The organism is Jiangella endophytica (assembly GCF_003427025.1).
Lineage (GTDB): Bacteria > Actinomycetota > Actinomycetes > Jiangellales > Jiangellaceae > Jiangella > Jiangella endophytica.
Map to the genome: position 1 here is coordinate 184,787 of NZ_QVAI01000009.1, position 25,978 is coordinate 210,764.

Consider the following 25,978-nt stretch of genomic DNA (forward strand, 5'->3'; position numbering starts at 1 on the left):
ATCGGTCGGGAGGCCGGTTCGTCGGGGCGCGGTTCGCCGCCACGTCGGGTTGGCCGGAAGGCAGGTTCGTCAGGGCGCCGGTTGGCTGGGGCGTCGGTTCGTCGCGACGCGGTGATGTCGGGGCAGGCGCCGGGTAGCTCCGACTCCGTACACCCCCGCACCACGAAGCGGTCCTGGGGCCAGACGCAGAGCGCCCGGGCCGTCCGTGTGGACGACCCGGGCGCACCGGTGAAGCAGTGACTAGTGCTGACCGCTGGGCAGCTCGCGGTGCGTGTCGTCGTGGCCGTCGTGGTGGGCGGCCTCGAGTTCCTCCCGAGTCGGCTTCTGCACGACGTCGCCGAAGTAGAAGCGGGAGAGACGCGCCTGGGCCCGCTTACTGCGGTAGTTCGGGTTCGGGATGCCGTTGGCGTCCGTCGCCGGGCCGGGGTCGGACGGCAGCTGCCGCTCGTGCCACGTGAGCTGGTAGGCCGCAGCCTGCGACAGCGGCGCGTGCAGCTCCGAGAACTCGCCGTCGGGGCTGACCATGACGATGCCGGTCTCGCGGCCGTGCATGACCTTGTCGCGGTCGCGGCGCTGCAGACCCAGGCAGATCCGTTTCGTCATCCAGAACGCCAGTGGTGGCAGCACGAAGATGCCGATGCGGATGAACCAGGTGATCCAGTTGACGGGGATCTCCAGGATCGTCGCGAAGAAGTCGTTACCACCGGCGATCCACAACAGGATGTAGAACACGATGAACGCGACACCGATGCCCGTCCGCACCGGCACGTTGCGCGGCCGGTCCAGCAGGTGGTGCTCCCGGGTGTCGCCGGTCGCCTTCTGCTCGAGCCACGGGTACAGCGCCAGCGGCGTCAGGATGATGCCGGGCAGCAGGATCGCCGGAATCAGCACGCTCATCGTCACCGGGTGACCGAAGACGTAGAACTCCCATGGAGGCATCACCCGTAGTGCGCCGTCGAGGAAGCCGACGTACCAGTCGGGCTGGGTACCGGCCGACACCACTGATGGGTCGTATGGTCCCCACAACCAGACCGGGTTGATCTGGATCGTCGCGGCCAGCAGGACGATGACGCCCATGACGATGAACTGGAAACCGCCCGCCTTGGCGACGTAGATCGGGAAGAACGGCGCGCCGGCGACGTTGGTGTTCGTCTTGCCCGGGCCGCCCCAGTGGGTGTGCTTCTGGTACCAGAGGATCATCAGGTGCGCGGTGACCAGCGCCAGGATGAGCCCCGGGATCAGCAGGATGTGCATGGGGTAGAGCCGGGCGATGATGTCGTCGCCGGGATACTCGCCGCCGAACAGGAACGACGACATGTAGGTGCCGACGATCGGGATGGCGAGCATGCCGCCCTCGATGATCCGCAGGCCGGTGCCCGACAGCAGGTCGTCGGGGAGCGAGTAGCCGGTGAAGCCGGCCGCCACACCCAGGACCAGCAGGACCACGCCGATGAGCCAGTTGATCTCACGCGGCTTCCGGAACGCACCGGTGAAGAACACCCGCAGCATGTGCGCCGACATCGCGGCCAGGAAGATCAGCGCGCCCCAGTGGTGCACCTGACGCATCAGCAGACCGCCGCGCACCTCGAACGAGAGGTCGAGCGTCGTCGCGTACGCCTCGGACATGCCGACGCCGCGCATCGGGAGGTAGGCGCCCTCGTAGACGATGTGCGCCATGCTCGGCTTGAACCACAGTGTCAGGAACACGCCCGACAGCAGGATCAGGATGAAGCTGAACAGCGCGATCTCCCCGAGCAGGAACGACCAGTGGTCGGGGAAGACCTTGCGGATGTTGCGCTTCAGCCAGTTGGACGCGGTGATCCGCTGGTCGACGAAGTCGACGACCTTGCCGGCACCGTTGACGATGGCGCTCATCGCGTGCGCTCCCAGTAGCTCGGCCCGACGGGCTCGGTGAAGTCGCTCTGCGCGATCAGGTAGCCCTCCGAGTCGACGGCGATCGGCAGCTGCGGGAGGCTCCGCGTGGCCGGGCCGAAGATCACCTTGCCGTTGTCCGAGAGGTCGAACGTGGACTGGTGGCACGGGCAGAGCATGTGGTGCGTGGTCTGCTCATAAAGGCTGATCGGGCAGCCGACGTGCGTGCAGATCTTGGAGTACGCGAGGATGCCGTCGACGCCCCAGTTCTCGCGGCCGGGCTCGACGTGGATGTCCTGGGGCAGCATCCGCACCAGCATGACCGGCGACTTGGCCCGCTCGTTGATGCGCTCGGGCCCGTGGTCGGGCAGGTCCTCGAACGTCGCCGGCATGGCGTTGACCAGCTGGCCGATCTCGAGGTCGGCCGCCCGGATGGGCCTGAACGTGACGTCGGTGAGGACGCGCACGCCCTCGGCCCAGATGGTGTGCTCCTTGCGCTGGGCGGGCGTCGGGCCGGTGTTGGGGCCGAGGTCGCGCAGCAGGATCACGGCGGGCAGCGGCAGCAGCGCCAGCGCGCCGAGCAGCGAGTTGCGGATCAGCTTGCGCCGGCCGAAGCCGGTCTCCTCGGTGCCGGTGTCGAAGTCGGCGAGGGCGGCCGCGCGGGTCTCGTCGTCGCCGCGTAGCTCGTGCCGCTCGGCCACGACCTCGGGGGACGTCATCAGCGACCGTGCCCACTGCACGGCGCCGGCGCCGACGAGGAACAGCGCCAGACCCAGCGTGAGGCCGAGCGTCAGGTTCGACACCTGCACGTCGCCGATGTTCACGCCGTGTTCGGGGTCGTCGGGGTGGATGCCGACGACCACGTAGAAGACGATGAACGCGACGGTCAGCACCGAGGCCAGCGCGAACATGCCGGCGACCTGGCGCTCGGCGCGCCGTTCGGCCTTCTTGTCGACGTCGGTGAGCCGGAGCTCTTCGTGGTGGAGTCCGGGGTCGGCGATCGGGTCGGCCGGCACCACGGCGTGCTCGCCGTGGGGGACGACCGCGTGCTCGTCACCGCTGGGGTTCACGTTGTGCGCGCTCATGCCTTCGACGACCTCGTCACGATCCAGGTGGCCATGCCGATCAGCAGGCCGATACCCACCAGCCACGCCCATAGACCCTCCGCGACCGGACCGGCCCGGCCGATGGCGAGGCCACCGGGGTCGGGCTCGTTCTGCACGCTGTCGAGGAACGCGATGATGTCGCGCTTGTCCTCGGGGGTGACGGTCTGGTCGTTGAACACCGGCATCGCCTGCGGGCCGGTGAGCATGGCCTCGTAGATGTGCTTCGGCTCGACGCCGGTGAGGTTCGGCGCGAACTGGCCCATCGTCAGCGCACCGCCCTGTCCCGTGGTGTTGTGGCACTGGGAGCAGTTGGTGCGGAACAGCTCACCGCCGCGCGCGACGTTGCCCTGGGACGGGTCGAGGTACTGCTCGTCCGGCTCGGCCGGCCCGGGCGCCAGGTTGGCGACGAACGCCGCCATCGCGTCGATCTGGTCCTGCGTGTACGAGACGGGCTTCCGCTCGGCCTGCGCGGCCGGGGCGGCCAGCGGCATGCGGCCGGTGCCGACCTGGAAGTCGACCGAGGCGGCGCCGACGCCGATCAGCGAGGGGCCGAGGACGTCGCCGTTGTCGTTGATCTGGCCCTCGCCGTTCAGGCCATGGCACGACGAGCAGCCGATGGCGAACAGCTGGCGGCCCTCTTCGATCTGCGTGGAGGAGGCGGCCTGGACGTTCTGCGACGTGGTCGGCGCCAGCGCGGCGTACGCGCCGCCGGCGGTGAACAGGACGGCCACCAGCACGGCGATGGCGGCGAGCGGGTGCCGACGCCGGGTGGACAGCAGCCGCCCGATCCGCGAGCCGCGGGACCGGCCGGGCAACGATCTGGGCACGTCTCTCCTCGTCACTTGACGACGTAGATGGTGAGGAACAGGGCGATCCAGACGACGTCGACGAAGTGCCAGTAGTAGGACACGACGATCGTGCTGGTGGCCTGCTCGTGGGTGAATCGGCGCGTCATGTACGTACGGCCCAGGAGGAACAGGAACGCGATGAGGCCGAGCGTGACGTGGAGGCCGTGGAACCCGGTGGCCAGGTAGAAGATCGAGCCGTACGGGTCGCTGGACAGCGTCAGGCCCTCGTGCATCGCCAGCTCGGCGTACTCGAACACCTGGCCGCCGATGAAGAAGGCGCCCATGAGGAACGTCAGCACGAACCACTCGCGCATGCCCCACTTGCCCACCTGCAGCAGGCTGCCCAGGCGGCCCACCTGGCCGCGCTCGGCCCGCAGCACGCCCAACTGGCAGGTGACCGAAGACAGCACCAGAACGGTGGTGTTCACCAGCGAGAAGGGGACGTTGAGCAGCTCGGACTGCTGTTCCCAGAGGGCAGGGGCGTTGGACCGGAGCGTGAAGTAGATCGCGAACAGGGCCGCGAAGAACATCAGCTCACTGGACAGCCACACGATCACCCCGACGGCGACGAGATTCGGTCGCTCGGGTTGCCTCGTGTGGGCAGCGTCGACGGCAGTTGCGGAAGCCACGCCCGTCATTATGGCGGTCGCACTTCGCGAGCACGACAGGACCCCGGGGTAGAGAGTTCCCGGCGTGTCCCGGCGATCCCCGGCCGAGCCCCGTCGCGGGAGCCGCTCATGGCCTCGGTCCCATACTGCGCTGTCGCAGAAAGTAAAGCAAGGCTTACCTACGTGATCGGGCGGCGAGACGGTCCTCGCCGTGCCGCGGGCGCGCACCGGTACCATCGTCTCGACCAGCCAGCCAGCCGAGAGATCCCAGCGAGGACCCGCAGGATGAGCAGCACCGAGCCGACCATGACGATCCTCGTCTACAGCGACGACCGCACCACGCGCGAGCAGGTGCGGCTGGCCGTCGGCCGGCGTCCCGCGGCGGACCTGCCGAAGGTGGAGTTCGTCGAGGTCGCCACGCCAGCCGTCGCCATCCGGACGCTCGACGCCGGCGGCATCGACCTCGCCGTGCTCGACGGCGAGGCGGTCCCGGCCGGCGGGATGGGCCTGGCCCGCACCATCAAGGAAGAGATCTACAACGCTCCGCCGGTGCTGGTCCTGATCGGCCGGCCGCAGGACGCCTGGCTGGCCACGTGGTCGCGCGCCGAGGCGGTCGTGTCCCACCCGCTCGACCCCATCGCCGTCGCGGCGGCCGTGGCCGACCTCATGCGACGCCGCACCGCCGGCGTCCCCGCCACGTCATGAGCGAGACGCAGCAGACCTGGCCCGCCGTCCTGACGGCGCTCGTCAACGGCGAGGACCTCTCCACCGAGGCGGCCGCCTGGGCGATGGGCGAGATCATGCGCGGCGAGGCGACGCCGGTGCAGATCGCCGGGTTCGCGGTCGCGCTGCGTGCGAAGGGCGAGACGGTCACCGAACTCGAGGGCCTGGTCCAGGCCATGTACGACGTCGCGACGCCGTTCCCCGACCCCGGCCCCGCGCTGGACATCGTCGGCACCGGCGGCGACCGCGCGCAGACGGTGAACATCTCCACCATGGCGGCCATCACGGCGGCCGGCGCCGGTGCGCGCGTCGTCAAGCACGGCAACCGCGCGGCGTCGTCGCTGTGCGGCTCGGCCGACCTGCTCGAAGGGCTCGGCGTCCGGCTGGACCTGCCGGCGGCGCGGGTCGCGGAGATCGCTGTCGAGGCCGGCATCACCTTCTGCTTCGCCCCGGCGTTCCACCCGTCGCTGCGGCACGCGTCGACGGCCCGCAGCGAGCTGGGCATCCAGACGACGTTCAACATGCTCGGCCCGATGGCCAACCCGGCCCGGCCCAGCGCCCAGGCGGTCGGCGTGGCCGACGCGCGCGTGGCGGCGCTGATCGCCGGTGTGCTGGCCGCACGCGGGACGTCCGCGCTGGTCTTCCGCGGCGACGACGGCCTCGACGAACTCACCACCACGACGACGTCGCGGGTCTGGGTCGTGCGAGCCGGCGACGTCACGGAGGAGCGGTTCGACCCCGCGTCGCTGGGCATCGCGCCGGTGCCGGCCGAGGCGCTGCGCGGCGGCGACGTCGCCTACAACGTCGGCGTGGCCCGGCGGTTCGTCGGCGGCGAGAAGGGCCCGGTGCGCGACGCGGTGCTGCTCAACGCGGCGGCCGGCCTGGCGGCGTACGACGCGCTCGACGCCCCGCTGACCGACCAGCTGGCGGCCGGCCTGGAGAAGGCGACGGCCGCCCTCGATTCCGGTGCGGCCCAGCAGGTGCTGGACCGCTGGGTGGCGGCCGCCTCCGCCTGACGGCGGGTGCCCCCGGCGGCGGTGAGCCAGGTCCTGTTGGCGCCCGCCCGTACGGCGGCTTCGTTCTGAACGAGCGGCGCATACCCCGCCGGCATCGCGCTGGGTGACGGCCGGCCGCCATCGATGCCGCGGGCGGGTCGGGTGGATCGGGCGGGTCGAGCGTCAGTCGTCGGCGCCGAGGGCGAACGCGGCCTCGAGGTCGTGCTTGGAGTAGGTGCGGAACGCGATGTGCGTCTCGGTGTTGAGCACACCGTTGACCTTGTTGAGGCGGTCGGCGACGACCTCGGCGATGGCCTCGTGGGTGCGGACCCGGACCAGCGCGACGAGGTCGATCTCGCCGGTGACCGAGTAGACCTCGCTGACACCGTCGAGGGCGGCGATCTCGGTCGCGACCTCCGGGATGCGCGCGACGTCGGCCTGGATGAACACGATGGCGGTGATCACGTGATGTCTCCTCGAGGTGTACCGGTTCGGCGCCGACATTACCCGTCGGACACCCCTCAGCGCAGCGGGCGCAGGGGGCGGCGGTCGGCGAACGGACGGGCCGCGCGCTGGTCGTCGTCGCGGGCGTCGGCGACGGCGGTGTAGCCGGCCGCGCTGGGCCACGGGAGCGTCCAGACGCCGTCGACGCGGACCAGGCGCGTGCCGGGCGTCTCGAGCCAGCGCAGCACGCACTCGGTCTCTTCGGCGGTGGCCGCGGGTAGTGGCTCGGGCGCCGGGCGCACCGTCTCGGCCGTGGCGACGAGGGCCTCGACCGCCGGTCGTGGGTCGATGCCGGGCGGGGTGACCTCGGCGCCGGCGAGCCGGCCGTACCGGACGACGTGCAGCTCCCACCCGCCCACCTCGCGGCGTCGCGCCGCCACCAGTTGCGGCACCGACGCCAGCGACGCCATGCGCTGCGACCGCACGAGCGACCGCACCAGCGTGGCCAGACGGTCGCGCCGGACGGCGGCCTCCTCGTAGCGCTCATGGCCGGCCAGCGACGTGATGCGCTCGAGCAGCCGGCGCACCAGCGGCCCGGGGTCGCCGGTGAACGCGTGCCGCACCTGGTCGACGTGGACCGCGTACTCCGCCGCCGACTCGGCGCCGGTGCACGGCGCGCCGCAGCGGCCCATGTCGGCCAGGATGCACGCCGACGAGGACGGCGACGCGGACAGCCGCTGCGTGCACTGGCGGATGGGGACCGCCTCATGGATGGCCGTCATGGCGGCCTCGGCGATGCGCCGCGACCCGAACGGCCCGAGGTAGGCCGAGCCGTCGTCGCGGACCTGCCGGACCAGTGAGAGCCGGGGGAACGCCTCGATGGTCAGCTTCAGCCAGCTGCCGCGCTCGGGGAACCGCGACCGCCGGTTGTAACGGGGCTTGCGCTCGGCGATGAGCCGCAGCTCGCGGACCTCGGCCTCCAGCGGCGTGGCGCACTGGATGCCGGTGACGCCGGTGGCGATGGAGACCATCTCGGTCATGCGCGGGCGGGTCTCGGACGCCGTGAAATAGGTGCGCACCCGGGTGCGCATGTCCTTGCTCTTGCCGACGTAGAGCGTCTCGCCGTCGGGCGCGGTGAACATGTAGACGCCGGGGGCGTGCGGCAGCTGCTCGGACAGGTGGCGTTTCTGCCGCTGCGCCGCCGTGACCTTGCTCTGCCAGAGCGCGAGCTCCTCGACGGTGTGCACGCCGACGTTGCCGAGCCGCTCGAGCAGCCCGTGCAACACGTCGACCGTCGCCCGGGCGTCGGCCAGTGCCCGGTGGTTGGGCGTGGTGGACGCCCGGAACAGCCGGGCCAGCGTGGACAGCTTGCAGTCGCGGGCTTCGTCGCGCGACAGGACCCGGCGGGCCAGCCGCGCGGTGTCGAGCACCTGGAACGTCGGCCAGTGGGTGCTGGTGACCTGGCACGCGGCCTTCAGGAACCCGACGTCGAACGGCGCATTGTGGGCGACGATGACACTGCCGCGGGCGAACTCGAGGAACGCCGGCAGCACCGACTGGATGCGCGGCGAGCCCGCCACCATGACGTCGGTGATGCCCGTCAGCACGGCGATGAACGGCGGGATGGCCGACGCGGGGCGCACCAGTGTGTCGAACTCGCCGATGACCTCGCCCCCGCGGACCTTCACCGCCCCGATCTCGGTGATCTCGTTGCCATCGGGCGCGCCGCCGGTGGTCTCGAGGTCGACCACCACGAACGTGGTCGAGGCCAGCGGCATGCCGATCTCGTCGAACGTGCCCTGGATGGCCACGGCCGTCATGTCCCACCCCTCTCGGTCGCTCGGCCACCTGATCCGCACAGTAGGCACCGGCACTGACAATCTCTGGGCACGACCCGCCGTCGGACGGCCTACGCTGGGCGGGAAGACGTCCCACGAACCGACGCCGAGGAGCAGCCCATGCCCGTTCCCCAGCCGTCCGAGACCACTCGGTGGCGCTGCGCGCAGTGCGGCAACCTGACCCGGTTCGACGTCGTGCGGTCCAGCCGCGTGCGCGAGTTCGTCCACGTCGACCTCGCCGGTGAGCCGAAGGTCGAGGAGACGGACGTCCTGGCGGAGTCCGTCGAGCGGGTGGTCTGCCGCTGGTGCGGCGGTGAGGGAACGGTCGAGCTCGTCGCGCGCCCAGACTCCGCGTGAGCACGCTGCCCGACGCGGTACGGGCGCGGCTGGTCGCCCTGGCGTCGGACGTGCTGGGCGCGCTGCCCGCGGGCGACGTCCCGGGTGTGCTGCGGCCGATCGCGAAGTTCGCGGGCGCCAAGCGCGCCCGCCTCGGCGCCAGCGCCATCGCGTCGGCACTCGACACCGAGCCGGGGTTCCGGCGCCGCGTCCTGGACGCCGCGTCCGCCGGCGATCCCGCGCTCGCGAAGGCCCTGGAGTCGGGGACCCCACCGGTCGCGGCCGACCCCGTCGACGTCGCCGTCCTCGCCTACCTCCTGCGGCCGGACGGCTGGGAGGGCCTGGTCGAGACCGCCGCCGCCTCCGTGCGTCAGGGCGACGACACGGCCCGCCTTGCCCGCGAGGCGGCCGCCGCCGAGCGGCTGCGCGAGCAACTCGAGGCCGCCCGCGCGTCCACACGGGAGATGCGCACGACGATGCGCGCCGAGATCGACCGTCTCAAGGCCGAGAACACCATGCTGCGGCGGCGTGTCCAGGAGACCCGGGAGCGGCTGAGCGAGGCGCGGCAGCAGGAGCAGGACGAGCAGGAGGAGGCCGGGCGCGACCTGTCCGACACCCGCGCCGCCCTGCGCGCTGCCGAGACCGAGGCGCGCCGGCTGCGGACCCGGCTGGCGGACGCGGAGGCCGCGCTGGAGGCCGCACGCCGCAGCGGCCGGGCCGAACGCGGCCTCGGCACCGCGCGGCTGGCGTTGCTGCTCGACACGCTCGGCGAGGCCGCCGCCGGGCTCCGCCGCGAACTCGCCCTCCCCGCCTCGACCCTCTCGCCCGCCGACACCGTCGAGGCGGCCGTCCCCGGCGGCCCGCTCGACGGCGGCGCGGTCGGGCGGGCCCGGGCAGCTGACGAGCCCGGCTATCTGGACGAGCTGTTGTCGCTGCCCCGGGTCCACCTGATCGTCGACGGCTACAACGTCACCAAGACCGCCTGGCCGACCATGCCGCTGGACGCCCAGCGGTCGCGGCTCGCGCAGGGACTGGCCGCGGTGGCGGCCCGGACGGGCGCCGAGGTCACCCTCGTCTTCGACGGTGCCGACGTGACGGTGCCGCCGCCGGTCGCGGGCTCCGGGATCCGGGTCCGGTTCAGCCCGACGGGGCAGACGGCGGACGAGCTCATCCGGCGCATGGTGCGGGCCGAGCCCCAGGGCCGTCCGGTGGTCGTGGTCTCCTCGGACCGCGAGGTGGCCGACGGTGTCCGCCGGCCCGGTGTGCGCAGCGTCGAGGCGGTGGCGTTGGTCGGGCTGCTCCGACAGTGAGCCGGTTCGCCGTTCGCTGACCGTGGGCCGGGGGAGCGGCGCGGGCTTTCGGATGGCTCTTCCCCCGTCCGCTGGTCCTTCACCCGTCCTGGCGACGGGTTCGCTCGCCGCTGATGTGCGTGATGTGGCCGACCGCTCCGTCGGCGCGCCGTCCGTTGGCTGGGGCGGCGGGCGGCGGGCGGCGGGCGGCGGGCTCGGGTGCGGGCGGCGGGCTCGGGTGCGGCGTTCGGCCGCGCTACCCACGTGAGCGCGCCTGGTGAGGAGCGCTCGACGGCCGACTCTTCCATGATCATCCAGGATCTGACGCACTATAGGTGGCTGGATCCTGGATGATCATGGGACGGAGAGCGGGCGAGCGCTTTCCGTCGATGGCCGTCGACCAGTGAAGTCGGCTGCGGCCAGCGGGCTGGGACCACAGCGGAGCCGGTCGCCGAGCCCATCCGTGGCCGGTGAGCGGCCAGCGGGCCGGGACTACAGCGGAGCCGGTCGCCGAACCCATCCGTGGCCGGTGAGCGGCCAGCGGGCCGGGACCACAGCGGAGTCGGTGGCCCGAACACCACGCACGACCAGTGAGCGGCCAGCGGGTCGGTGCCAACAGCGAGCAGGGAAGCCGGGGCCCATGGTTGGGCCGGCCCCTGATGCTGCTGGAACGGGGGCGCGGGTGGTCGGGTCAAGCGGTCGTCGCCGCGCGAAGCGCCCAACGGAGTCCGCTTGAGGCGGCCTCCCGCGCTCCCGACCATGGAGAGCAGCAGGGGGCAGGCCAACGCTGCAGACCCAACCCAACGAGAGCCCGGCCCACCGAACACCCGAACACCCGAACACCCGAACACCCGAACACCCGAACACCCGAGAGCCCGGCCCACCGTCACACCAATCACTCCTGTCGCCAGGGTCAACTCCTGTCGCATCGAGACCTTGTCGGACCCTGCCCTTACCGTCTTGATCAGCGGGGAGGAGAGCTCGCCGCGGAAGGCGTGAGAGGGAGGGACGGTCATGCACATCGACTGCGATCGCTGCGAGATGCGGGGACTGGCGTGTTCTGACTGCGTGGTCTCGGTGCTCCTGGGGCCCATCGACACCGAGCTGGGTGGCGAGGAGCGCCAGGCGCTGGGAGTGCTCGCCGAGGCCGGTCTGGTGCCGCCGCTTCGGCTCGTCGTGACAGAGAGTGACGCCGGCGCGAGAAAAACGGCCGAAACCCCCGCGAGGGATTTGCGGGAGGCGCGTGAGGCTGGCTAGGCTCCCGGCCCAGGTGCCTGTATCCAGCCCCGAAGGAAGGACCAGAGTGCCTGAGCCAGGTGGTCACCCCCGCCGTCCGCGCCGTGCGCTTGTCGCGCTGTGCACCGCTGCTGTCAGCGTCACCGGAGGAATGACCCTCATCACCCAGAGCAGCGCCGATCCGAAGCTGACGATCCCCGAGGTCAGGGAACAGGTCGACGCCCTGTATCACCAGGCGGAGCAGGCGACGGAGCGGTACAACGCCGCCACCGACGAGCTCACCGAGGTACAGCGCCGCATCGAGCGGGCGCAGGCGTCGGTCGAGCGGCAGCAGAGCGCCGTCGACGCCGTCAGGGCGCAGATCGGCGCCTATGCCGCGGCCACGTACCGGTCCGGCGGCATCATCGACCCGACGTTGCAGACGCTGCTGGCCGAGAGCCCCGAGGACTTCCTCGCGCAGGCCTCGGTCATGAACGCGTTCGCCGGGCAGCAGGCCGACAGTCTGGCCAGCGCCGCCGACGTCAGTCGCAGCTACGAGGCGGCGCGGCTCATGGCCGACGAGGAGCTGACCCGCCAGCAGGCCATCGAGGCCACGCTCGAGTCGGAGAAGGCGAACGTCGAGAAGCTGCTCGACGACGCCCAGGACATCCTCGACCAGTTGGAGGCCGAGGAGCTCGAGCAGCTCGAAGAGGACCGCGAGGAGAACGCCGAGATCCCCGATCGCGGCGAGGACGACGAGGGCGAAGAGGAAGAGGAGACTCCCTCCGACCCGCCGCCGGTGTCCGGCCGGGCGGGTGTCGTGGTCGAGTTCGCGATGGCGCAGCGCGGCGACCCGTACGTCTGGGGCGGCAACGGGCCGGACGGCTGGGACTGCTCGGGTCTCACGTCCGCCGCCTGGGCCGAGGCCGGAGTCAGCCTGCCGCGCTCGTCCGGCTCCCAGATCGGCGTCGGCACCCGCGTCTCGAAGAGCCAGCTCGAGCCCGGCGACCTCGTCTTCTACTACAGCCCCATCAGCCACGTCGGCATCTACATCGGCGACGGCCAGATCGTGCACGCCACCCACCCGGGTGACGTCGTGAGCGTCGACGACGTCGACCTCATGCCGTTCGCCGGCGCCACCCGGCCGGGCTGACCCCACGCCAGACAGCACGAGAGCCGGACGCCTCAGGGCGTCCGGCTCATTTCTTTCCATCCGGTGACGAGACCGGACGAGCCGCCCGTGACGCCATTGTCACGGGCGCTCGCTCCACCGGTTGCTCTCGCGGTGCAACCGCTGATCGGTGCGACGTCAGCCGACGCTGATGGCGTGTGCCAACTGCCAGCTGATGAACCACGTGCCAGCCAGGATCACTGCGAACACGGCCAGCCGCATCAGAGCGCTCTCGATGCGCAGAGAACTCCGTTGCTGTAGTGCGTCACGCATGGTCGATCACCCCCGGACTTCTCAACCTCATACCGGCAGGTCGAACACCGGCCTACATCAAGGATGAGGTCAGATGACTTCGGGGTCGATGGAGCGAGCGTCTACTTACGTATCGACCGAACGGGGGATGTGCGTCACAGTCGGTGACGGCGCGTCACGCAGTGTCACAGGAACCGGCCCGATGTCACGGCGGCGCGTCCGCGTGTCACATTACCCCGGTTGCGCCTCTTCGCCATTGCTCAACAGCCCAGCTCGTACCGCGGCCATGATCGCCTGGGCCCGGTTGGACGCGTTCAGCTTGTCGTAGAGCTTCGAGACGTGGGTCTTCGTGGTCGATTCGCTGATGTACAGCTTGCGGGCGATGCTCGACACGCCGAGACCGTCGGCGAGCAGGTCGAGCACCTCGCGCTCGCGCCGAGTCAGCTGCGGCCCGGTGGGGTGCAGGCGGCGCTGCATGGCCTCGGCCAGGCCGTCGGCGACGAACGCGGACGGGGTGGCGGCGGCATGGCGGGCGGCGGCGACGACGTCGTCGCTGGGGGAGCTCTTCGGCACGAACGCCGACGCGCCGGCGTCGAGTGCGCCGAACAGGTGGTCGTCGCCGGCATACATGGTGAGGATGACCAGGCCGATGTCGCCGCGGGTCTCCCTGAGCTTCTGCGCCAGCTCCAGGCCGCTGCCATCGGGAAGCCGGATGTCGATGACCGCCACCGTGGGTTGGGTCGCCTCGGCCAGCTTGTGCGCCTCGGCGACGGTGGCGGCCTCGCCGACCACGGTGAATCCCGCGTCTCGCTCGAAGGCGCGGCGCAGACCTTGGCGGATGAGCTCGTGGTCGTCCACGAGCATGACCGACATGGGCACGGTGTTACCCCTCTCCATGAACAACGTTGCCGAGGGATACGTCGACGACCGTACCGCTCTCGGGCCTGTCTTCGATGACGAGTGTGGCGCCCACTCGCCGGGCACGCTCGGCCATGATCTCCAGACCGTAGCGGCCCCGTGGCTGCTCCCGCATGCCCATGCCGTCATCGACGACGCGAATCTGCGCATTGGGCGGGCTGACGGACACAGTGACCCACAGGTTCTTCGCCTTCGCGTGCTTGCGCACGTTGGTGATGGCCTCCTGGCCGATGCGCAGCAGCTCGGCCTCGACCTCGGGGCGCAGGCGGTCGTGCTCCTCCTGGTGCACGAGGTGGACCTTGAGCCCGGCCTGGGCGCCCACCTGGCGGGCGTAGGCCGACAACGACGTGCCGAGGCCGCCGTCGTGGTCGAGGTCGCTGCGCAGGTCGAAGATCGAGTGCCGCAGGTTGGACAGGATGCGCGTGAGTTCCTGCCGCAGGGTGGTCGACAACGACTTCGCGTCGGCGTCGGTGGTGCGTGCGATGAGGTCGTCGACGAGGTAGCCGAGCGAGGTCAGCTCCTGGGCGATGCCGTCGTGGATCTCCCGGGCCAGCCGGCGCCGCTCCTCGCGGGTGGCCAGCTCGCGTACCTCGTCGAAGAGCAGCGCGGTCTCCAGCCGCAGCGCGCCCTCGTCGGTGGAGCTGACGAGCACCTGCAGCTCGTCGGACGAGACCTGGTCGGGCACGTCGGCGACGATGACGCCCATCGTCCGCGACCCGACCCGCAGCGGCAGCACGACGCGGTAGCCGCGCCGCCCGTTCGGGGTCCAGGCCGGTGTCTCGCTGCTCCACGCCTCCAGGACGACGGGATCGCGCTCGGCGCCGAGCAGCCAGCCGTCGTCCTCGCCGCGGTGGGCGAGCGGGAACAGGTTGCCGCCCTCGCGCCGCACCAGCAGCGCGGCCCGGCGTACGGCGAGCGGCCCCGCGACGTTGTCGAGCAGGCCTTCGGCGAGCGTGCCGGGGTCGAGGCCGACGGAGAGCCGGCGCGACACCACCCGCAGTTCGGACAGCAGCCGGTACGCGGCGGCGTAACGGCCGCCGTCGGCGATCTGGATGCTGTCGAGCCGCAGCACCCACGCACCGATGGCGCCGGTGGCGAAGATGATGACGACCCAGACGGAGACGCTGCCGAACGTGGGCAGCTCGATCAGGTTGCCGCCCGCGAGGACGTTGCCGATGGCCAGGCCGATCGCGCCGGTGAGTGTGGTGATGGCGGTGCCCATGATGCTGCCGGCGAGGCCGGCGGCGAACGCGGGCACCAGCAGGTACGGGAGCGCGAGGTACGCCTCGGGCAGCCCGAGCCCGACGATGATCGACGCCAACGCCATCTCCGCGGCCACCCGTACGCGGGTGCGGGGGAGGATGCGCTCGGAGATGGCTGCCGCCAGCGCGACGAGGGCCAGCGCGCCCAGCCACCACCAGTCGGTGACGACGCTGCGGGCCGACCCGGTCAGGGCGATGACGAGCGCCAGCATGCCGGGCCGCGCGACTGCCACGCCATGCCAATGCCGCTGGACTGAATCGGGGGCCCACACACTCACAGGCGGCAGTTTGCCGTAAAACTTCGATCCGCGAGTTCCGAATCGCGGCATGTGCCCGTACTTCGAGACATCAACTGGATCATGGAAACGTGATCTGCCCCACAGCACGGTTCGTTACTGGCAGTGACGGCTCCGAAACTCACTGTGACGCTGTGACGCCGTTCTCGCTTCGAGTCGCGCGGTGACCGGAAGTAGGTTATAGGCCCGATTCGGGCGGTGCCATTGCGCCGTCGAAACGGACATCACCGGCTCAGCCGCGGGGGTCGGCGACGGTGCCGGGGAAGAGGATCGTACCCGTCCGCGTGTCGGAGATGGCGAACGCGAACGGCCGGTCCACACGGAACCCGAGACCCGCGGAGGTCGGCATCATGCCGCCGGTGACGGGGGCCGCCTCGGTGCCGGCCTCGTCGACTCGGAGGTAGGTCTTCTGCACGACCGGACCGAGGAACGGGTTCTCCGGCGACATCGGCGTGAAATCGCCGCCCGGGCCGAACGCGCTGCCCATGCCGAGGGCGGTGAGGGCGTCGTTCAGCTCCGCCTTCCACACCAGTTCGAACCGCGGCAGCGCCAGCTCGCCGATCTTCTGCGGCTGCAGTGCGGCGACGGCCGCGGCCCACTCGGTGGCGTCGAGCGATGCGAGCAGTTGCGGCAGCGGCACGTCGTCGTCGGGGAGCAGCACGTCCATGGCGTAGCGCTCGTCCTCGCCGTACGGGAGTCGCAGCAACTGGTAGCCGTCGCGCTGGACGAGCGGGAGTGAGACCTCGGTGCGGTGCATGAAGGGGACCACGGCGGACGGGCCGTCGGACAGCCGGAAGGCGCCGTCGCGGGTGTCGTCGGGGTCGAACGGCGTGGTCCAGGTGCCGAGGAAGTAGACCGCGTTCAGGAGCACCAGGACGGCGTCGCCGCTGGGCAGCCCGAGGTCCTCGGCGATGCCGGTGATGCGGTCCTCGGTCTGGTCGCGCACCCAGGCGTCGATCTCGTCGGCGGTCTCCTGCGACGCGAGGTCGGCGTCGTCGACGGTGGCGCCGGCCAGCTCGCGCAGCAGCGCGCCGACGCGGACGTCGCGGGCGTCGTCGAGGTGCAGTACCGCGGCCAGTTCGTCCGCCGTCTGCCCGCCGGCCCCGGCCAGCACGATGGCCAGCAGCGCGGCCACCGGCGACGTGACGGTGTTCTCGGTGCCGTCGCTCAGCCGGCCCAGCAGATCGAAGCCGAACTGGTTGACCGACGCCCCGACGGCACCGGCGTCGGCCGGCGCGAGGTCGGCCACCAGCTCCATCCGGGCCGCGGCCGCGGCGCCGTCGCCGGGACGAGGGCCGGGCGCCTGAGCCGTCCCGCAGGCCGCCAGCAGCCCACCGGCCAGCACGCCGGCGATCAACCGCGTCTACGCCATGTCGGGGCCCCGTAGGTGCGTGCGGCTCAGCCGCGCGGGTCGGTGACCGCTCCGAGGAAGACGATGGTGCCCGTCTGGCTGTCGGAGATGGTGAACGCGAACGGCCGGTCGACGCGGAAATTCTCGCCGGCCGAGCTGCGGGTGACCCCGCCGGTGACGGCCGCGGCCTCGGTGCCGGCCTCGTCGACCCGGATGTAGGTCTTGTGCACGACGGAGTCGAGCGTCTGCGGGTACGCCGACATCGGCCGGAAGTCGGCGTCCTGGAAGGCCGGGCCCATGCCGAGCGCCGTCAGCGCGTCGCCGAGGTCGGCGTCCCACTGCAGCTCGAACTTCGGCACCGCGACGGTCTGCAGCTCCTGCGGCGTCAGGGCGGCGACGGCGGCGGCCCATTCGGAGGCGTCGAGCGACGACAGCAGCCGCGGCAGCCCGGCCGCGTCGTCGGGGAGCAGGATCTCCATGCCGAACCGCCCGTCGGCGCCGTAGGGGAGGCGCAGCATGGAGTAGCCGTCGCGCTGGACGAACGGCAGCGTCTGTCCGCGCAGGAACATCAGCGGCACGTCGGCGCTGCCGCCGTCGGGCAGCGTGAACTCCTGCGCCTGGGTGTCGGCCGGATCGAACTGCGTGGTCCAGGTGCCGAGGAAGTACACCGCGTTGACCAGCACCATCGCCGCCGACGGGTCGGGCAGGCCGAGGTCGCCGGCGATGCCGTCGATGCGGTCTTCGGTGTGCTCGCGCACCCAGGCGTCGATCTCGTCGGCGGTCGACTGGGCGCCGAGGTCGGCCTCGTCGACGGTCGCGCCGAAGGAGTCGCGCACGAACGACAGGTAGTCGTCCTCGAACGGCACGCCCTGCTGCGCCCACAGCGCGTTGGCCGGTGCCAGCGTGACGTCGGAGGTGTCGGCCAGCTGTTGAAGCAGCTGACCGACCCGGACGTCGCGGGGGTCGTCGAGATGCAGCGTGGCGGCCATGGCCTCGGCCGTCTGCCCGCCGGCTCCGGCCAGCACCATGGCCAGCAGCGAGGCGACGGAGACGGGGGAGGTGACGGTGTTCTCGGTGCCGTCGTTCAGGCGGCCGAGCAGGTCGAAGCCGAACTGGTTGACCGACGCGCCGACGGTGCCGGCGTCGGCCGGCGCGAGATCGGCGACGACGTCGATGCGCGGCGCTGGTCCCGGGTCGGGCGTGGGCGTCTCGGTGACCGCGTCGGAGCCGACCACCAAGCTGTCACTGCCGCCGTCGTCCCGGGCCGAGGTGGAGCCGCAGCCGGCGACGAGCAACGCACCGGCGAGCACCGCGGTGACCACGCGGGGCAGGGACATGAGCGCACCTCCGGAGGACGAGTCAACCATGCTCCTTCACTTGGACGTCGCCGGAGACTGCTCGGTTGCCGGGGAGATCGGCGAAGTAGAAGCGTGCGGCGACCGCGCGGCGCCGGTCCGCGCGGTAGCGCGGGTTCGGGATGCCGCCCGGGTCGGCCGCCGGGTCGGCCGCCGCGCCGGCCCCGGCGGGCACCAGCGCCTCGCGCGGCGCCCGTCGCTGGGCCTCCCGCGCCGTCAGCGGCCGGTGCAGCTCGCTGAACCCGCCCTCGGCGCTGACGACGACGATCCCGGTCGCGTGCCCGTGCCGAAGCTCCTCCAGGTCGCGCAGCCGCAGGCCCAGGCAGATCCGCTTCGCCGCCCAGAACGCCAGCGGTGGCGCGACGACGACGGCGGCCTGCAGGAACCGGACCAGCGGGTCGAGCGGGATGTGCAGCAGCGTGGCGAGGACGTCGCTGGCGCCGGCGAGCCACAGCACCAGGTAGAACGCGACGAACGCCGCCACCAGCCCCGTGCGTACCGGCAGGTCGCGGGGCCGGTCGAGCACGTCGGGGTCGCGGCGGTCGCCGGTGGCCCACTGCTCGAACCACGGGTACAGCGCGAGCGTCCCCAGCAGCACGCCCGGCAGCACCATGACCGGGATGACGACGCTCAGCGTCAGCGTGTGGCCGAACACGCCGACCTCCCACGGCGGCATCAGCCGCACCGCTCCGTCGAGGAACCCGAGGTACCACGGCGGCCGGCTGCCGGCCGGCGCCTGCGCGGCGTCGAAGGGGCCCCACAGCCAGACCGGGTTGACCTGGACGGCCGCCGCCATCGCGACGATGCCGCCGGAGATCAGCAGGGCCAGCCCGCCCATCCGCACGGCGTACCTGCGCGGCGGGTCGCCGTCCACCCCGGACGAAGCGCGCCACCGCCGGTACACGAGCAGCGCCACGACCGCGCCCAGCCCGATGATGAGGGCCGGCAGCACCCAGACGTGGATCGTGTTCAACCGGCCGATGATCTGGTCGCCCGGGAACTCGTTGCCGAACACCAGCCACGACAGCCAGGTCCCGGCCACCGGCGTGGCCAGCAGGTACCCCTCCGTGACCCGCAGCCCGGTGCCGGACTGCAGGTCGTCGGGCAGCGAGTGGCCCAGGTAGGCCTCGGCGATGCTCAGCACCAGGAGCGCCAGCAGGATCAGCCAGATCATCCGCCGGTAGCCGCGGAACGCGCCGGCGAGGAACGTCCGCAGCAGGTATGCCGACAGCGCCGCGATGAACACCAGCGACGCCCAGTGGTGCACCTGGCGGACCAGCAGCCCGCCCGGCACCTCCAGCGAGATGCGCACCGTCGACGCGTACGCCTCGGACATCGGCACGCCACGCAGCGGCGCGTAGTCGCCGGTGTACACGACCGGCCGCATCGACGGCTCGAACCAGAACGCCAGCAGGACACCGGACACCAGCACCAGCAGGAAGCTGACGACGGCCAGCGGGACGAACAGGTCCGTCCATCGCCGTGGTCCTCGGATCCGGGCCGGCCGGCCGTGCCGGTCGGCCAGGCCGACCACCGCGGTGACCATCCGGTGTTTCGTCAGGTCGGGCATGCCGCACTCCTCGCGATCGCTCCTGTACCTAGGACTGGCGCGGGCCGCGGATTGTGACATGACGTCCATCACGTCCGTAGGCTGCGGAGATGGTCTCGGCGATCGATCTCATGGACGACACGTTCGTGGTGGCCGAGCGGGCCGAGCTGGCGGCGTACGTCCGCGAACCGGCGCTCTGGCGCGTGTGGTGGCCGCGGCTGACGCTCGCCGTCCACCAGGACCGCGGCCTCGAGGGCGTGCGCTGGACCATCACCGGCGAGCTGAACGGCAGCGCGGAGCTGTGGCTCGAGCGGTGGGGCGACGGCGTCCTCGTCCACTGGTTCCTGCGCGCCGACCCGGCGTCGCCGCGGGCCCGTCCGGACCTGCTGGCCCGCCGCTACGCCGTCGCGTTCAAGACCCGGATCCACGAGCTGAAGGACCGGCTCGAACACGGACGACCGGCCGGCGTGCCGAGGCTGCCTCCGGCTCGATAGTCTGCGATCTCCGCCGTCCGGCTGATGGGACACTTTCACACATGGCTTCGCAGACCACGTCGAGCATCGTCGTCGCCGCGACCCCGGCCGCGATCATGGCCGTGATCGCCGACCTCGAGGCGTACCCGGAATGGACCGCCTCGGTCCGCGAGGTCGAGGTGCTGACGGTTTACCCGGCCGAACCACTCACCTCCGGTGAGGCCGGAGATCGAACAGGCGCCGGGCGTCCGAAGGAAGCACGGTTCGTCCTCGACGCCGGCCCGATCAAGGACCGCTACACGCTCTCCTACGAGTGGGACGGCGACGACGAGGTCCGGTGGACGCTGGTCGAGGGCGGGCTGATCAGGGAGCTGGACGGCTCGTACGCGCTGGCGGCCGTCGACGACTCGAGCACCGAGGTGACGTACCAGCTGACGGTCGACGTCTCGATCCCGATGCTCGGGCTGATGAAGCGCAAGGCGGAGAAGGTCATCATCGACACGGCTCTGAAAGAGCTGAAGAAGCGCGTCGAGGACGGAGTGAACGAGTGAGCCTCACCATCGGGGTCGACGTCGGCGGCACCAAGATCGCGGCCGGCGTCGTGGACGAGAAGGGCGTCATCGAGGCACGGGCGCGGCGCGAGACGCCGTCGCACGACCCCGCGGCGATCGTCGAGACGATCATCGAGGTCACCAAGGAACTGGCCGCCCAGCACGACGTCGACGCCGTCGGCGTCGGGTCGGCCGGGTTCATCGACTCCGCCCGGTCGCGCGTGCTGTTCGCCCCGAACCTCGCCTGGCGCGACGTCCCGGTGCGCGACCAGGTCGCCCAGGCCACCGGCCTGCCCACCGTCGTCGAGAACGACGCCAACGCCGCCGCCTGGGGCGAGTTCCGGTTCGGCGCCGCCGAGGACGTCGACGACATGATCCTGCTGACCATCGGCACCGGCGTCGGCGGCGGCGTGGTGCTCGACGGCCAGATCTACCGCGGCGCGCACGGCGTCGCGGCCGAACTCGGTCACATGCGCGTGGTGCCCGACGGTCACCTGTGCGGCTGCGGGCTGCGCGGGTGTCTCGAGGCGTACGCCAGCGGCACCGCCCTCGTGCGCGAGGCGCGCGAGGCGGCCAGCCTGCCGTCGGCCGAGCGGCTGCTCGGCCTGGCCGGCGGCGACCCGCAGCGCATCACCGGCCCCATGGTCACCGAGCTGGCCAACGAGGGCGACGAGCTGGCCATCGTGCTCATCGCCGAGGTCGGGCGCTGGCTGGGCGAGGCGATGGGCTCGTTCACGGCGGTGTTCGACCCCGCGGCGTTCGTCATCGGCGGCGGCGTGTCCGCGGCCGGCGACCTGCTCATCCGCCCAGCCGAGGAGGCGCTGCGCAAGCACACCACCGGCGCCGGTCACCGGCCCGAGCCGGAGGTGCGGGTGGCGACGCTGGGCAACGACGCCGGTGTCATCGGCGCGGCCGACCTCGTCCGGGTGTGACGGCCTCGCAACCGGCCGTCACGATCCGGGTCGTCAGCTACAACGTCCGCGGACTGCGCGACGACGGCGCCGCCGTCGCCCGGGTGCTGCGCGACCTCGACCCGGACGTCGTGTTCGTCCAGGAGCTGCCGAAGATCGTGCTGTGGCGGGGCCGGGCGGCGTCGTTCGCCCGGCGGGCCGACCTGCTGTACGCCGCCGGCGGCGGCTCGACCGGCGGGACGGCGCTGTTCACGGCGATCCGGGTCGACCTGCGCGAGGTGCAGGAGCACCGGCTGCGGCGCACGCCCGGGCTGACCAGGCGCGGGCTGGTGCTGGCCCGTCTGGAGAAGGACGGCGTCGCGTTCGGCGCCGGCTCGCTGCACCTCGGCCTGGACGCCGGGGAACGGGCCCGGCATCTGACCGACCTCACCGGCCTGGTCAACCGCCTGGGAACGCCGGCGACGGTGCTGGGCGGCGACCTCAACGAGCCGCCGACCGCGCCGACGTGGACCCGGCTGGCGTCGCAGTACACCGACGCCGGCGCGTCCGACCCGATGCCGACGTACTCGGTGGCGGACCCGCGGCGGCGCGTCGACGGCATCTTCGTCCGCGGCGCCGACGTCACGTCCTACCGTGTCGTCGACACCCCCGACGTCCGCGCGGCCAGTGACCACTTCCCGGTGGTGGCGGAGCTGACGCTGCCGCGCCCGGCCTGACCGGCGATCGGCCCGGGACGGCGCTCAGATGACGGCGCCGTCGTCGGGGTCGTTGGGGTGGTGACCGCGCATGCGGGCGACCAGGGTGACGAAGCCGGCGATGAAGGCGACGACGGCGAAGAAGACGATCTCGTCGGACGGGCGCCAGGACATGATCGCCACGATGATCAGCGCGATCGGCGGGGCGATGACCGCGGCCCAGGCCAGCCGCTGGACGCGGTCGCCGCGGGGGATGGGGGCCGGAGGCGGCGGGACGAAGTGGTTGGCCGCCTCGTCGGCGGCTGCGTCGTCGATGCCAGGGCCGGGCGCCGCGGCGGCCGGGTCGGGGCCGCCGGGGCCTCGTTCGGCCAGCGGGCCGAGCGTCACCGAGGCGTCGCGGAAGTCGTCGGGCCGGGGCTCCTCGAGGCGGTCCTCCGGGCCGAGCTCCTCGGCCGCGGGCCAGGGCTGATCGCCGGTGGAGGGGGAGGCGTGGAACGAGTCGATCAGCTCGGCCCACGTCTGGTCGTCGTCTCGGCTCATCGCGGCAGGCCCCGGTTCCTCTTCGTGGTCACACGTTCGACGAACGCCGCGGCGCCGGAGAAGATTTCCGGTGCGTCGTAGTCGAGGGTCGCGACGTGGTAGCTGCGCCGCAGGACGACCTCGGCGACGTCGGTGGAGGAGACGCCGGAGAGGATGACCGGTGCGCTGGTGTCGTCGACGACGTGGTCGTCGGCGCTGCGGTAGAGCAGCAGCGGCTGGGTGATCATGGCGAGGTCGCGGCGGACCAGCTGCCACAGCTTCGTCTGCGACCACAGGGCCTGCAACGGCGTGCGGTCGTAGGCCCGCTCGTCCTGCCCGGGCATGGCGATGTCGCCGGACAGCCCGGCCACCGACGGGCGCAGCAGCCGCAGCATGGGCAGCGCCAGCAGGCGCTTGTCGGCGCTGGTGACGACCGGGTTGACCAGTACCAGGCCCTGCACCAGCGGGCCGTGCTCCTGGGCCAGCCGCAGCGCCAGGCAGCCACCCATGGACAGGCCGGCGACGACGACCTGGTGGCAGCGCTCGGCGAGGTCGAGCAGCGACCGCTCGACCCGGCGATACCAGTCGGGCCAGCCGGTGACGTTGAGGTCCTGCCACGTGGTGCCGTGCCCGGGAAGCCGCGGCAGCTCGACGCTGTAGCCGTGGCCGGCCAGCTGCTCGGCCCAGGGGCGCAGCGAAGCCGGCGATCCGGTGAAGCCGTGGCACAGCAGCACCCCGACCGGGCCGCCGTCGTGCCGGTACGGCTCGATCGAGTCGACCGCCTCGCCCTCAGAGAGCATCGCGTCCCCTCACTTTCCGCGCCGGCACTCGCACCAGCATCGTCGCATGCGCCCGATCCGTCCGCGCGGGCGAGGCCCGTCGTCCGCTGCGCCGGCGGCGCGCTTTGGCGGTAGTGTTCCGACGTGTTCTATTGGCTGATGAAGAGCGTCTTCCTCGGGCCGATCCTGCGGTTGATCTATCGGCCCTGGGCCGAGGGCGTCGAGCACGTCCCCGTCAAGGGCGGCGCGATCCTCGCGGGCAACCACCTCACCGTCATCGACTCCTTCTTCATGCCGCTCGTTCTCGACCGTAAGGTCAGTTTCCTCGCCAAGAGCGACTATTTCACCGAACGCGGTGTCAAAGGTTGGTTGAAACGCGTCTTCTTCGGCGGGACGGGAAATGTGCCGGTCGATCGCTCCGGCGGACGGGCGAGCGAGGCGGCACTGCGCACGGCCGTACAGATCCTCGAGAGCGGCGAACTGCTGGGCATCTACCCCGAGGGCACCCGCTCACCCGACGGCCGGCTGTACCGCGGCAAGACCGGCGTCGCCCGCATGGCGCTGGAGGCGCGCGTCCCCGTCGTCCCGGTGGCGATGATCGGGACGGCGGAGATGCAGCCGGCCGGGCGCATCATCCCCAAGCGCATGCGGCCCGGCATCAAGTTCGGCGCGCCGCTGGACTTCAGCCGCTACTACGGCATGGAGACCGACCGCCACGTGCTGCGCTCGGTCACCGACGAGATCATGTACGCGCTGATGGAGCTGTCCGGCCAGGAGTACGTCGACGTCTACGCGGCGACGGTGAAGGCGCGGGCCGCCGAGCCCAAGGAGAGCTGACGGCGCTCTAACCCGTCGTCTCCGGCGGGCCGTCGAGGCGCCGGTAGCGCAGCAGCGTCACCCCGCCGGGGAACGACGTCGGCGGCTCGGCCGGCTCGAACCGGGTGGGCGCCGTGCCGTCGGGGAAGAGCTTCTTGCCCTGTCCGAGCACGACGGGATACGTCCACAGGTTCACCTGGTCGACCAGGGCCTCCCGGAACAGGGTCTGCACCAGGTTCGCGCTGCCCCACGTGTGGATCTGCTCATGCCGTTCGCGCAGGTCGCGAACCTCGGCGCCCACGTCGGTGAGCTGGGTGCTCACCGCCCAGGACAGCTCCGGCGTGCCGCGGGACGCGACGTACTTCGGGACCCGGTCGAAGGCCCGCCCGATCTCGTCGGACCGGCCCGGCCAGTAGGCGCGGAAGATGTCGTACGTCGTGCGGCCCAGCAGCAGCGCGTCGGACTTCTGCACGTCCGCGACCACGCGGTCGCCGGACTCCGTGTCGCCGTACGGACGCTCCCAGCCGGCGTACTCGAAGCCCGCGTCCTGCTCGGTGGGGCCGCCGTTGGCCTGGATCACGCCGTCGAGCGTGACGTTCATGTTGACGTGCAACTCACCCATGGCGTGGTCTCCTAGTGCCGGCCGGGGTAGCGGTCGGGCTCCGGCTCGGCCGGCTGGACGCTGTGGCTGGGGAAGTCGGCCAGCGCGCCGGTCGGGCGGTCGTCCCACTCGCTGAACGTCAGCGGGCTGGTGAGGTAGGCCGTCAGCAGCTCGGCCGTGCGCCGGATGCCCTCGAGGTGGGTCCGCTCGTGCCCGTGGCTGGAGTCGACGCCGAAGCCGATCAGCGCCGTGCGGCACTCCAGCCCCGACTCGATGGCCGGAGCGGCGTCGGACCGGTAGAAGCGGTACACGTCGCGGCGGAACGGCAGATCGTTGCTCTCGCACAGCCCGATGAGCCGCCGGGTCAGGTGGTAGTCGAACGGGCCGGTGGAGTCGAGCATGCCGATGTTGACGGTGTCCTCGCGCGACTCCTGCCCCTCGCTGACGACCGCGTTGTCGACGGCGACCAGCTCGGCCACGTACTCGTCGAGACCGTGGGTGGCGCCCATGCCCACCTCTTCGCCGATGGTCACCAGCAGGTGAGCGGTGACCGGGCGGGTACGGCCGTCGTCGAGCAGCGCCTTGACGGCGGCCAGGCAGGCCGCGACGCCGGCTTTGTCGTCCAGGTGCCGCGCCTTCACGTACCCGTTCGGGGTGATCTGCGGCGCGGCGTCGAGCGCTACGAAGTCGCCGACCGAGATCCCGAGGTCGAGCAGGTCCTGGCGGGTCTCGACCGGCTCGTCCAGCCGCACCTCGACCTGGTGCCAGCCGACGCCCTGGGTGTCGACGGCGTCGCCGTAGTTGTGCCCGCTGGACAGCAGCGGCAGCACCGTGCCGGTGTGCAGGTTGCTGAGGTCGTCGGTGAAGACCGTCACGTGCGCGCCCTCAGCGAACCGGGCGCTGTGCGTGCCGACCGGGACCACCTCGATGCGGCCGTTCTCCTTGAGCCGCTTCACCATGCAGCCGATCGTGTCGGCATGCACGACGACCGCCCGGCTCGCGCCGCCGACCGCGCCCTCGCCGGGCAGCGTGGCCCGCAGCACGCCGCGCCGGGTCAGCCGGATGCGCACGCCCAGTTCGGTCAGCCGGTCGCCGACGACCTGCATGACGGCGTCGGTGCGGCCGGACGGGCTCGGCGTGCGCAGCAGCTCGAGCAGCACGTCGCGCAGGTACTCGTCGTCGACGGGCAGCGTCTTCATGGCTCT

The 25,978-nt window shown here is 71.8% G+C and carries 27 protein-coding genes; 11 read left to right on the forward strand and 16 right to left on the reverse strand.

What is annotated here, in order from left to right; all coding sequences use genetic code 11:
- Nucleotides 1-240: 240 nt before the first annotated feature.
- The 4 genes from qcrB to ctaE are packed head-to-tail and all read right to left on the reverse strand — an operon-like array spanning nucleotide 241 to nucleotide 4,464.
- Nucleotides 241-1,875 (reverse strand): cytochrome bc1 complex cytochrome b subunit, encoded by a 1,635-nt coding sequence (gene qcrB, locus DZA62_RS19080; RefSeq protein WP_116950496.1) that lies wholly within the window; start codon nucleotides 1,873-1,875, stop codon nucleotides 241-243.
- Nucleotides 1,872-2,957, reverse strand: a complete 1,086-nt coding sequence (gene qcrA, locus DZA62_RS19085; RefSeq protein ID WP_116950497.1) for a cytochrome bc1 complex Rieske iron-sulfur subunit — start codon at nucleotides 2,955-2,957, stop codon at nucleotides 1,872-1,874. Before qcrA ends, qcrB begins: the two co-directional genes overlap by 4 nt.
- A complete protein-coding gene (gene qcrC / locus DZA62_RS19090) occupies nucleotides 2,954-3,805 on the reverse strand; it encodes a cytochrome bc1 complex diheme cytochrome c subunit (protein ID WP_232827534.1) in 852 nt (283 codons plus the stop codon). The genes qcrA and qcrC overlap by 4 nt, the downstream gene beginning before the upstream one ends.
- An 11-nt stretch (nucleotides 3,806-3,816) precedes the next feature.
- On the reverse strand, nucleotides 3,817-4,464 hold the full coding sequence (ctaE, locus tag DZA62_RS19095; RefSeq protein ID WP_116950498.1) for an aa3-type cytochrome oxidase subunit III: 648 nt from the start codon (nucleotides 4,462-4,464) through the stop codon (nucleotides 3,817-3,819).
- A 255-nt stretch (nucleotides 4,465-4,719) separates the two neighbouring features.
- On the opposite strand from ctaE, the gene DZA62_RS19100 reads away from it, so the two are divergent.
- Nucleotides 4,720-5,139, forward strand: coding sequence for a response regulator (locus DZA62_RS19100; protein WP_116950499.1), 420 nt, complete (start codon nucleotides 4,720-4,722; stop codon nucleotides 5,137-5,139).
- On the forward strand, nucleotides 5,136-6,173 hold the full coding sequence (gene trpD / locus DZA62_RS19105) for an anthranilate phosphoribosyltransferase (protein ID WP_116950500.1): 1,038 nt from the start codon (nucleotides 5,136-5,138) through the stop codon (nucleotides 6,171-6,173). The genes DZA62_RS19100 and trpD overlap by 4 nt, the downstream gene beginning before the upstream one ends.
- A 162-nt stretch (nucleotides 6,174-6,335) precedes the next feature.
- Here trpD and DZA62_RS19110 read toward each other — a convergent pair whose 3' ends face one another.
- Nucleotides 6,336-6,617 carry an Lrp/AsnC family transcriptional regulator gene (locus tag DZA62_RS19110; RefSeq protein ID WP_116950501.1) on the reverse strand — a complete coding sequence of 94 codons (282 nt, stop codon included), beginning with the start codon at nucleotides 6,615-6,617 and terminating at the stop codon, nucleotides 6,336-6,338.
- A gap of 56 nt (nucleotides 6,618-6,673) precedes the next feature.
- On the reverse strand, nucleotides 6,674-8,416 hold the full coding sequence (locus DZA62_RS19115; RefSeq protein ID WP_116950502.1) for a DEDD exonuclease domain-containing protein: 1,743 nt from the start codon (nucleotides 8,414-8,416) through the stop codon (nucleotides 6,674-6,676).
- 138 nt (nucleotides 8,417-8,554) lie between these two features.
- Here DZA62_RS19115 and DZA62_RS19120 point away from each other — a divergent pair, with 138 nt between their 5' ends.
- From DZA62_RS19120 to DZA62_RS19135, 4 genes are all read left to right on the forward strand, one after another.
- Nucleotides 8,555-8,791, forward strand: coding sequence for a hypothetical protein (locus DZA62_RS19120; RefSeq protein WP_116950503.1), 237 nt, complete (start codon nucleotides 8,555-8,557; stop codon nucleotides 8,789-8,791).
- On the forward strand, nucleotides 8,788-10,080 hold the full coding sequence (locus tag DZA62_RS19125; protein ID WP_116950504.1) for an NYN domain-containing protein: 1,293 nt from the start codon (nucleotides 8,788-8,790) through the stop codon (nucleotides 10,078-10,080). The genes DZA62_RS19120 and DZA62_RS19125 overlap by 4 nt, the downstream gene beginning before the upstream one ends.
- A gap of 993 nt (nucleotides 10,081-11,073) precedes the next feature.
- Nucleotides 11,074-11,316, forward strand: a complete 243-nt coding sequence (locus tag DZA62_RS19130) for a hypothetical protein (RefSeq protein WP_116950505.1) — start codon at nucleotides 11,074-11,076, stop codon at nucleotides 11,314-11,316.
- Nucleotides 11,317-11,446: 130 nt separating this feature from the next.
- Nucleotides 11,447-12,427 carry a C40 family peptidase gene (locus tag DZA62_RS19135; protein WP_116950506.1) on the forward strand — a complete coding sequence of 327 codons (981 nt, stop codon included), beginning with the start codon at nucleotides 11,447-11,449 and terminating at the stop codon, nucleotides 12,425-12,427.
- Nucleotides 12,428-12,583: 156 nt separating this feature from the next.
- On the opposite strand, the gene DZA62_RS37265 is transcribed toward DZA62_RS19135, so the two are convergent.
- The 6 genes from DZA62_RS37265 to DZA62_RS19160 form a co-directional block, all read right to left on the reverse strand.
- Nucleotides 12,584-12,718: a hypothetical protein gene (locus DZA62_RS37265; protein WP_269813903.1), complete on the reverse strand. Its 135-nt coding sequence runs from the start codon at nucleotides 12,716-12,718 to the stop codon at nucleotides 12,584-12,586.
- A gap of 210 nt (nucleotides 12,719-12,928) precedes the next feature.
- Entirely contained in the window at nucleotides 12,929-13,570 is a 642-nt protein-coding gene (locus DZA62_RS19140; protein ID WP_198663956.1) for a response regulator transcription factor, read from the reverse strand.
- 10 nt (nucleotides 13,571-13,580) lie between these two features.
- A complete protein-coding gene (locus DZA62_RS19145; RefSeq protein ID WP_116950508.1) occupies nucleotides 13,581-15,110 on the reverse strand; it encodes a GAF domain-containing sensor histidine kinase in 1,530 nt (509 codons plus the stop codon).
- Between the two features lie 295 nt (nucleotides 15,111-15,405).
- Nucleotides 15,406-16,530: a serpin family protein gene (locus DZA62_RS19150; protein ID WP_116950509.1), complete on the reverse strand. Its 1,125-nt coding sequence runs from the start codon at nucleotides 16,528-16,530 to the stop codon at nucleotides 15,406-15,408.
- Between the two features lie 41 nt (nucleotides 16,531-16,571).
- A complete protein-coding gene (locus DZA62_RS19155) occupies nucleotides 16,572-17,861 on the reverse strand; it encodes a serpin family protein (RefSeq protein WP_157987767.1) in 1,290 nt (429 codons plus the stop codon).
- A 22-nt stretch (nucleotides 17,862-17,883) separates the two neighbouring features.
- Nucleotides 17,884-19,449 carry a cytochrome b gene (locus tag DZA62_RS19160; RefSeq protein WP_157987768.1) on the reverse strand — a complete coding sequence of 522 codons (1,566 nt, stop codon included), beginning with the start codon at nucleotides 19,447-19,449 and terminating at the stop codon, nucleotides 17,884-17,886.
- A gap of 89 nt (nucleotides 19,450-19,538) precedes the next feature.
- On the opposite strand from DZA62_RS19160, the gene DZA62_RS19165 reads away from it, so the two are divergent.
- The 4 genes from DZA62_RS19165 to DZA62_RS19180 are packed head-to-tail and all read left to right on the forward strand — an operon-like array spanning nucleotide 19,539 to nucleotide 22,079.
- Nucleotides 19,539-19,922 (forward strand): polyketide cyclase / dehydrase and lipid transport, encoded by a 384-nt coding sequence (locus tag DZA62_RS19165; protein WP_116950512.1) that lies wholly within the window; start codon nucleotides 19,539-19,541, stop codon nucleotides 19,920-19,922.
- Nucleotides 19,923-19,963: 41 nt separating this feature from the next.
- Complete coding sequence (locus tag DZA62_RS19170; RefSeq protein ID WP_116950513.1) at nucleotides 19,964-20,452, forward strand: SRPBCC family protein; 489 nt, start codon at nucleotides 19,964-19,966, stop codon at nucleotides 20,450-20,452.
- Nucleotides 20,449-21,384 (forward strand): ROK family glucokinase, encoded by a 936-nt coding sequence (locus tag DZA62_RS19175; RefSeq protein ID WP_116950514.1) that lies wholly within the window; start codon nucleotides 20,449-20,451, stop codon nucleotides 21,382-21,384. Before DZA62_RS19170 ends, DZA62_RS19175 begins: the two co-directional genes overlap by 4 nt.
- On the forward strand, nucleotides 21,381-22,079 hold the full coding sequence (locus tag DZA62_RS19180) for an endonuclease/exonuclease/phosphatase family protein (protein ID WP_116950515.1): 699 nt from the start codon (nucleotides 21,381-21,383) through the stop codon (nucleotides 22,077-22,079). Before DZA62_RS19175 ends, DZA62_RS19180 begins: the two co-directional genes overlap by 4 nt.
- A 24-nt stretch (nucleotides 22,080-22,103) precedes the next feature.
- Here the strand turns inward: DZA62_RS19180 and DZA62_RS19185 are convergent, their stop codons facing one another.
- Both DZA62_RS19185 and DZA62_RS19190 read right to left on the reverse strand, forming a co-directional pair.
- Nucleotides 22,104-22,598 carry a hypothetical protein gene (locus DZA62_RS19185; RefSeq protein ID WP_116950516.1) on the reverse strand — a complete coding sequence of 165 codons (495 nt, stop codon included), beginning with the start codon at nucleotides 22,596-22,598 and terminating at the stop codon, nucleotides 22,104-22,106.
- Nucleotides 22,595-23,377: an alpha/beta hydrolase gene (locus DZA62_RS19190; protein ID WP_116950517.1), complete on the reverse strand. Its 783-nt coding sequence runs from the start codon at nucleotides 23,375-23,377 to the stop codon at nucleotides 22,595-22,597. The genes DZA62_RS19185 and DZA62_RS19190 overlap by 4 nt, the downstream gene beginning before the upstream one ends.
- Before the next feature lie 123 nt (nucleotides 23,378-23,500).
- Here DZA62_RS19190 and DZA62_RS19195 point away from each other — a divergent pair, with 123 nt between their 5' ends.
- Nucleotides 23,501-24,193, forward strand: a complete 693-nt coding sequence (locus tag DZA62_RS19195) for a lysophospholipid acyltransferase family protein (RefSeq protein WP_116950518.1) — start codon at nucleotides 23,501-23,503, stop codon at nucleotides 24,191-24,193.
- 7 nt (nucleotides 24,194-24,200) lie between these two features.
- On the opposite strand, the gene DZA62_RS19200 is transcribed toward DZA62_RS19195, so the two are convergent.
- Nucleotides 24,201-24,794, reverse strand: coding sequence for a dihydrofolate reductase family protein (locus DZA62_RS19200; protein ID WP_116950519.1), 594 nt, complete (start codon nucleotides 24,792-24,794; stop codon nucleotides 24,201-24,203).
- An 11-nt stretch (nucleotides 24,795-24,805) separates the two neighbouring features.
- Complete coding sequence (locus tag DZA62_RS19205; protein WP_116950520.1) at nucleotides 24,806-25,972, reverse strand: osmoprotectant NAGGN system M42 family peptidase; 1,167 nt, start codon at nucleotides 25,970-25,972, stop codon at nucleotides 24,806-24,808.
- Nucleotides 25,973-25,978 lie beyond the last annotated feature (6 nt).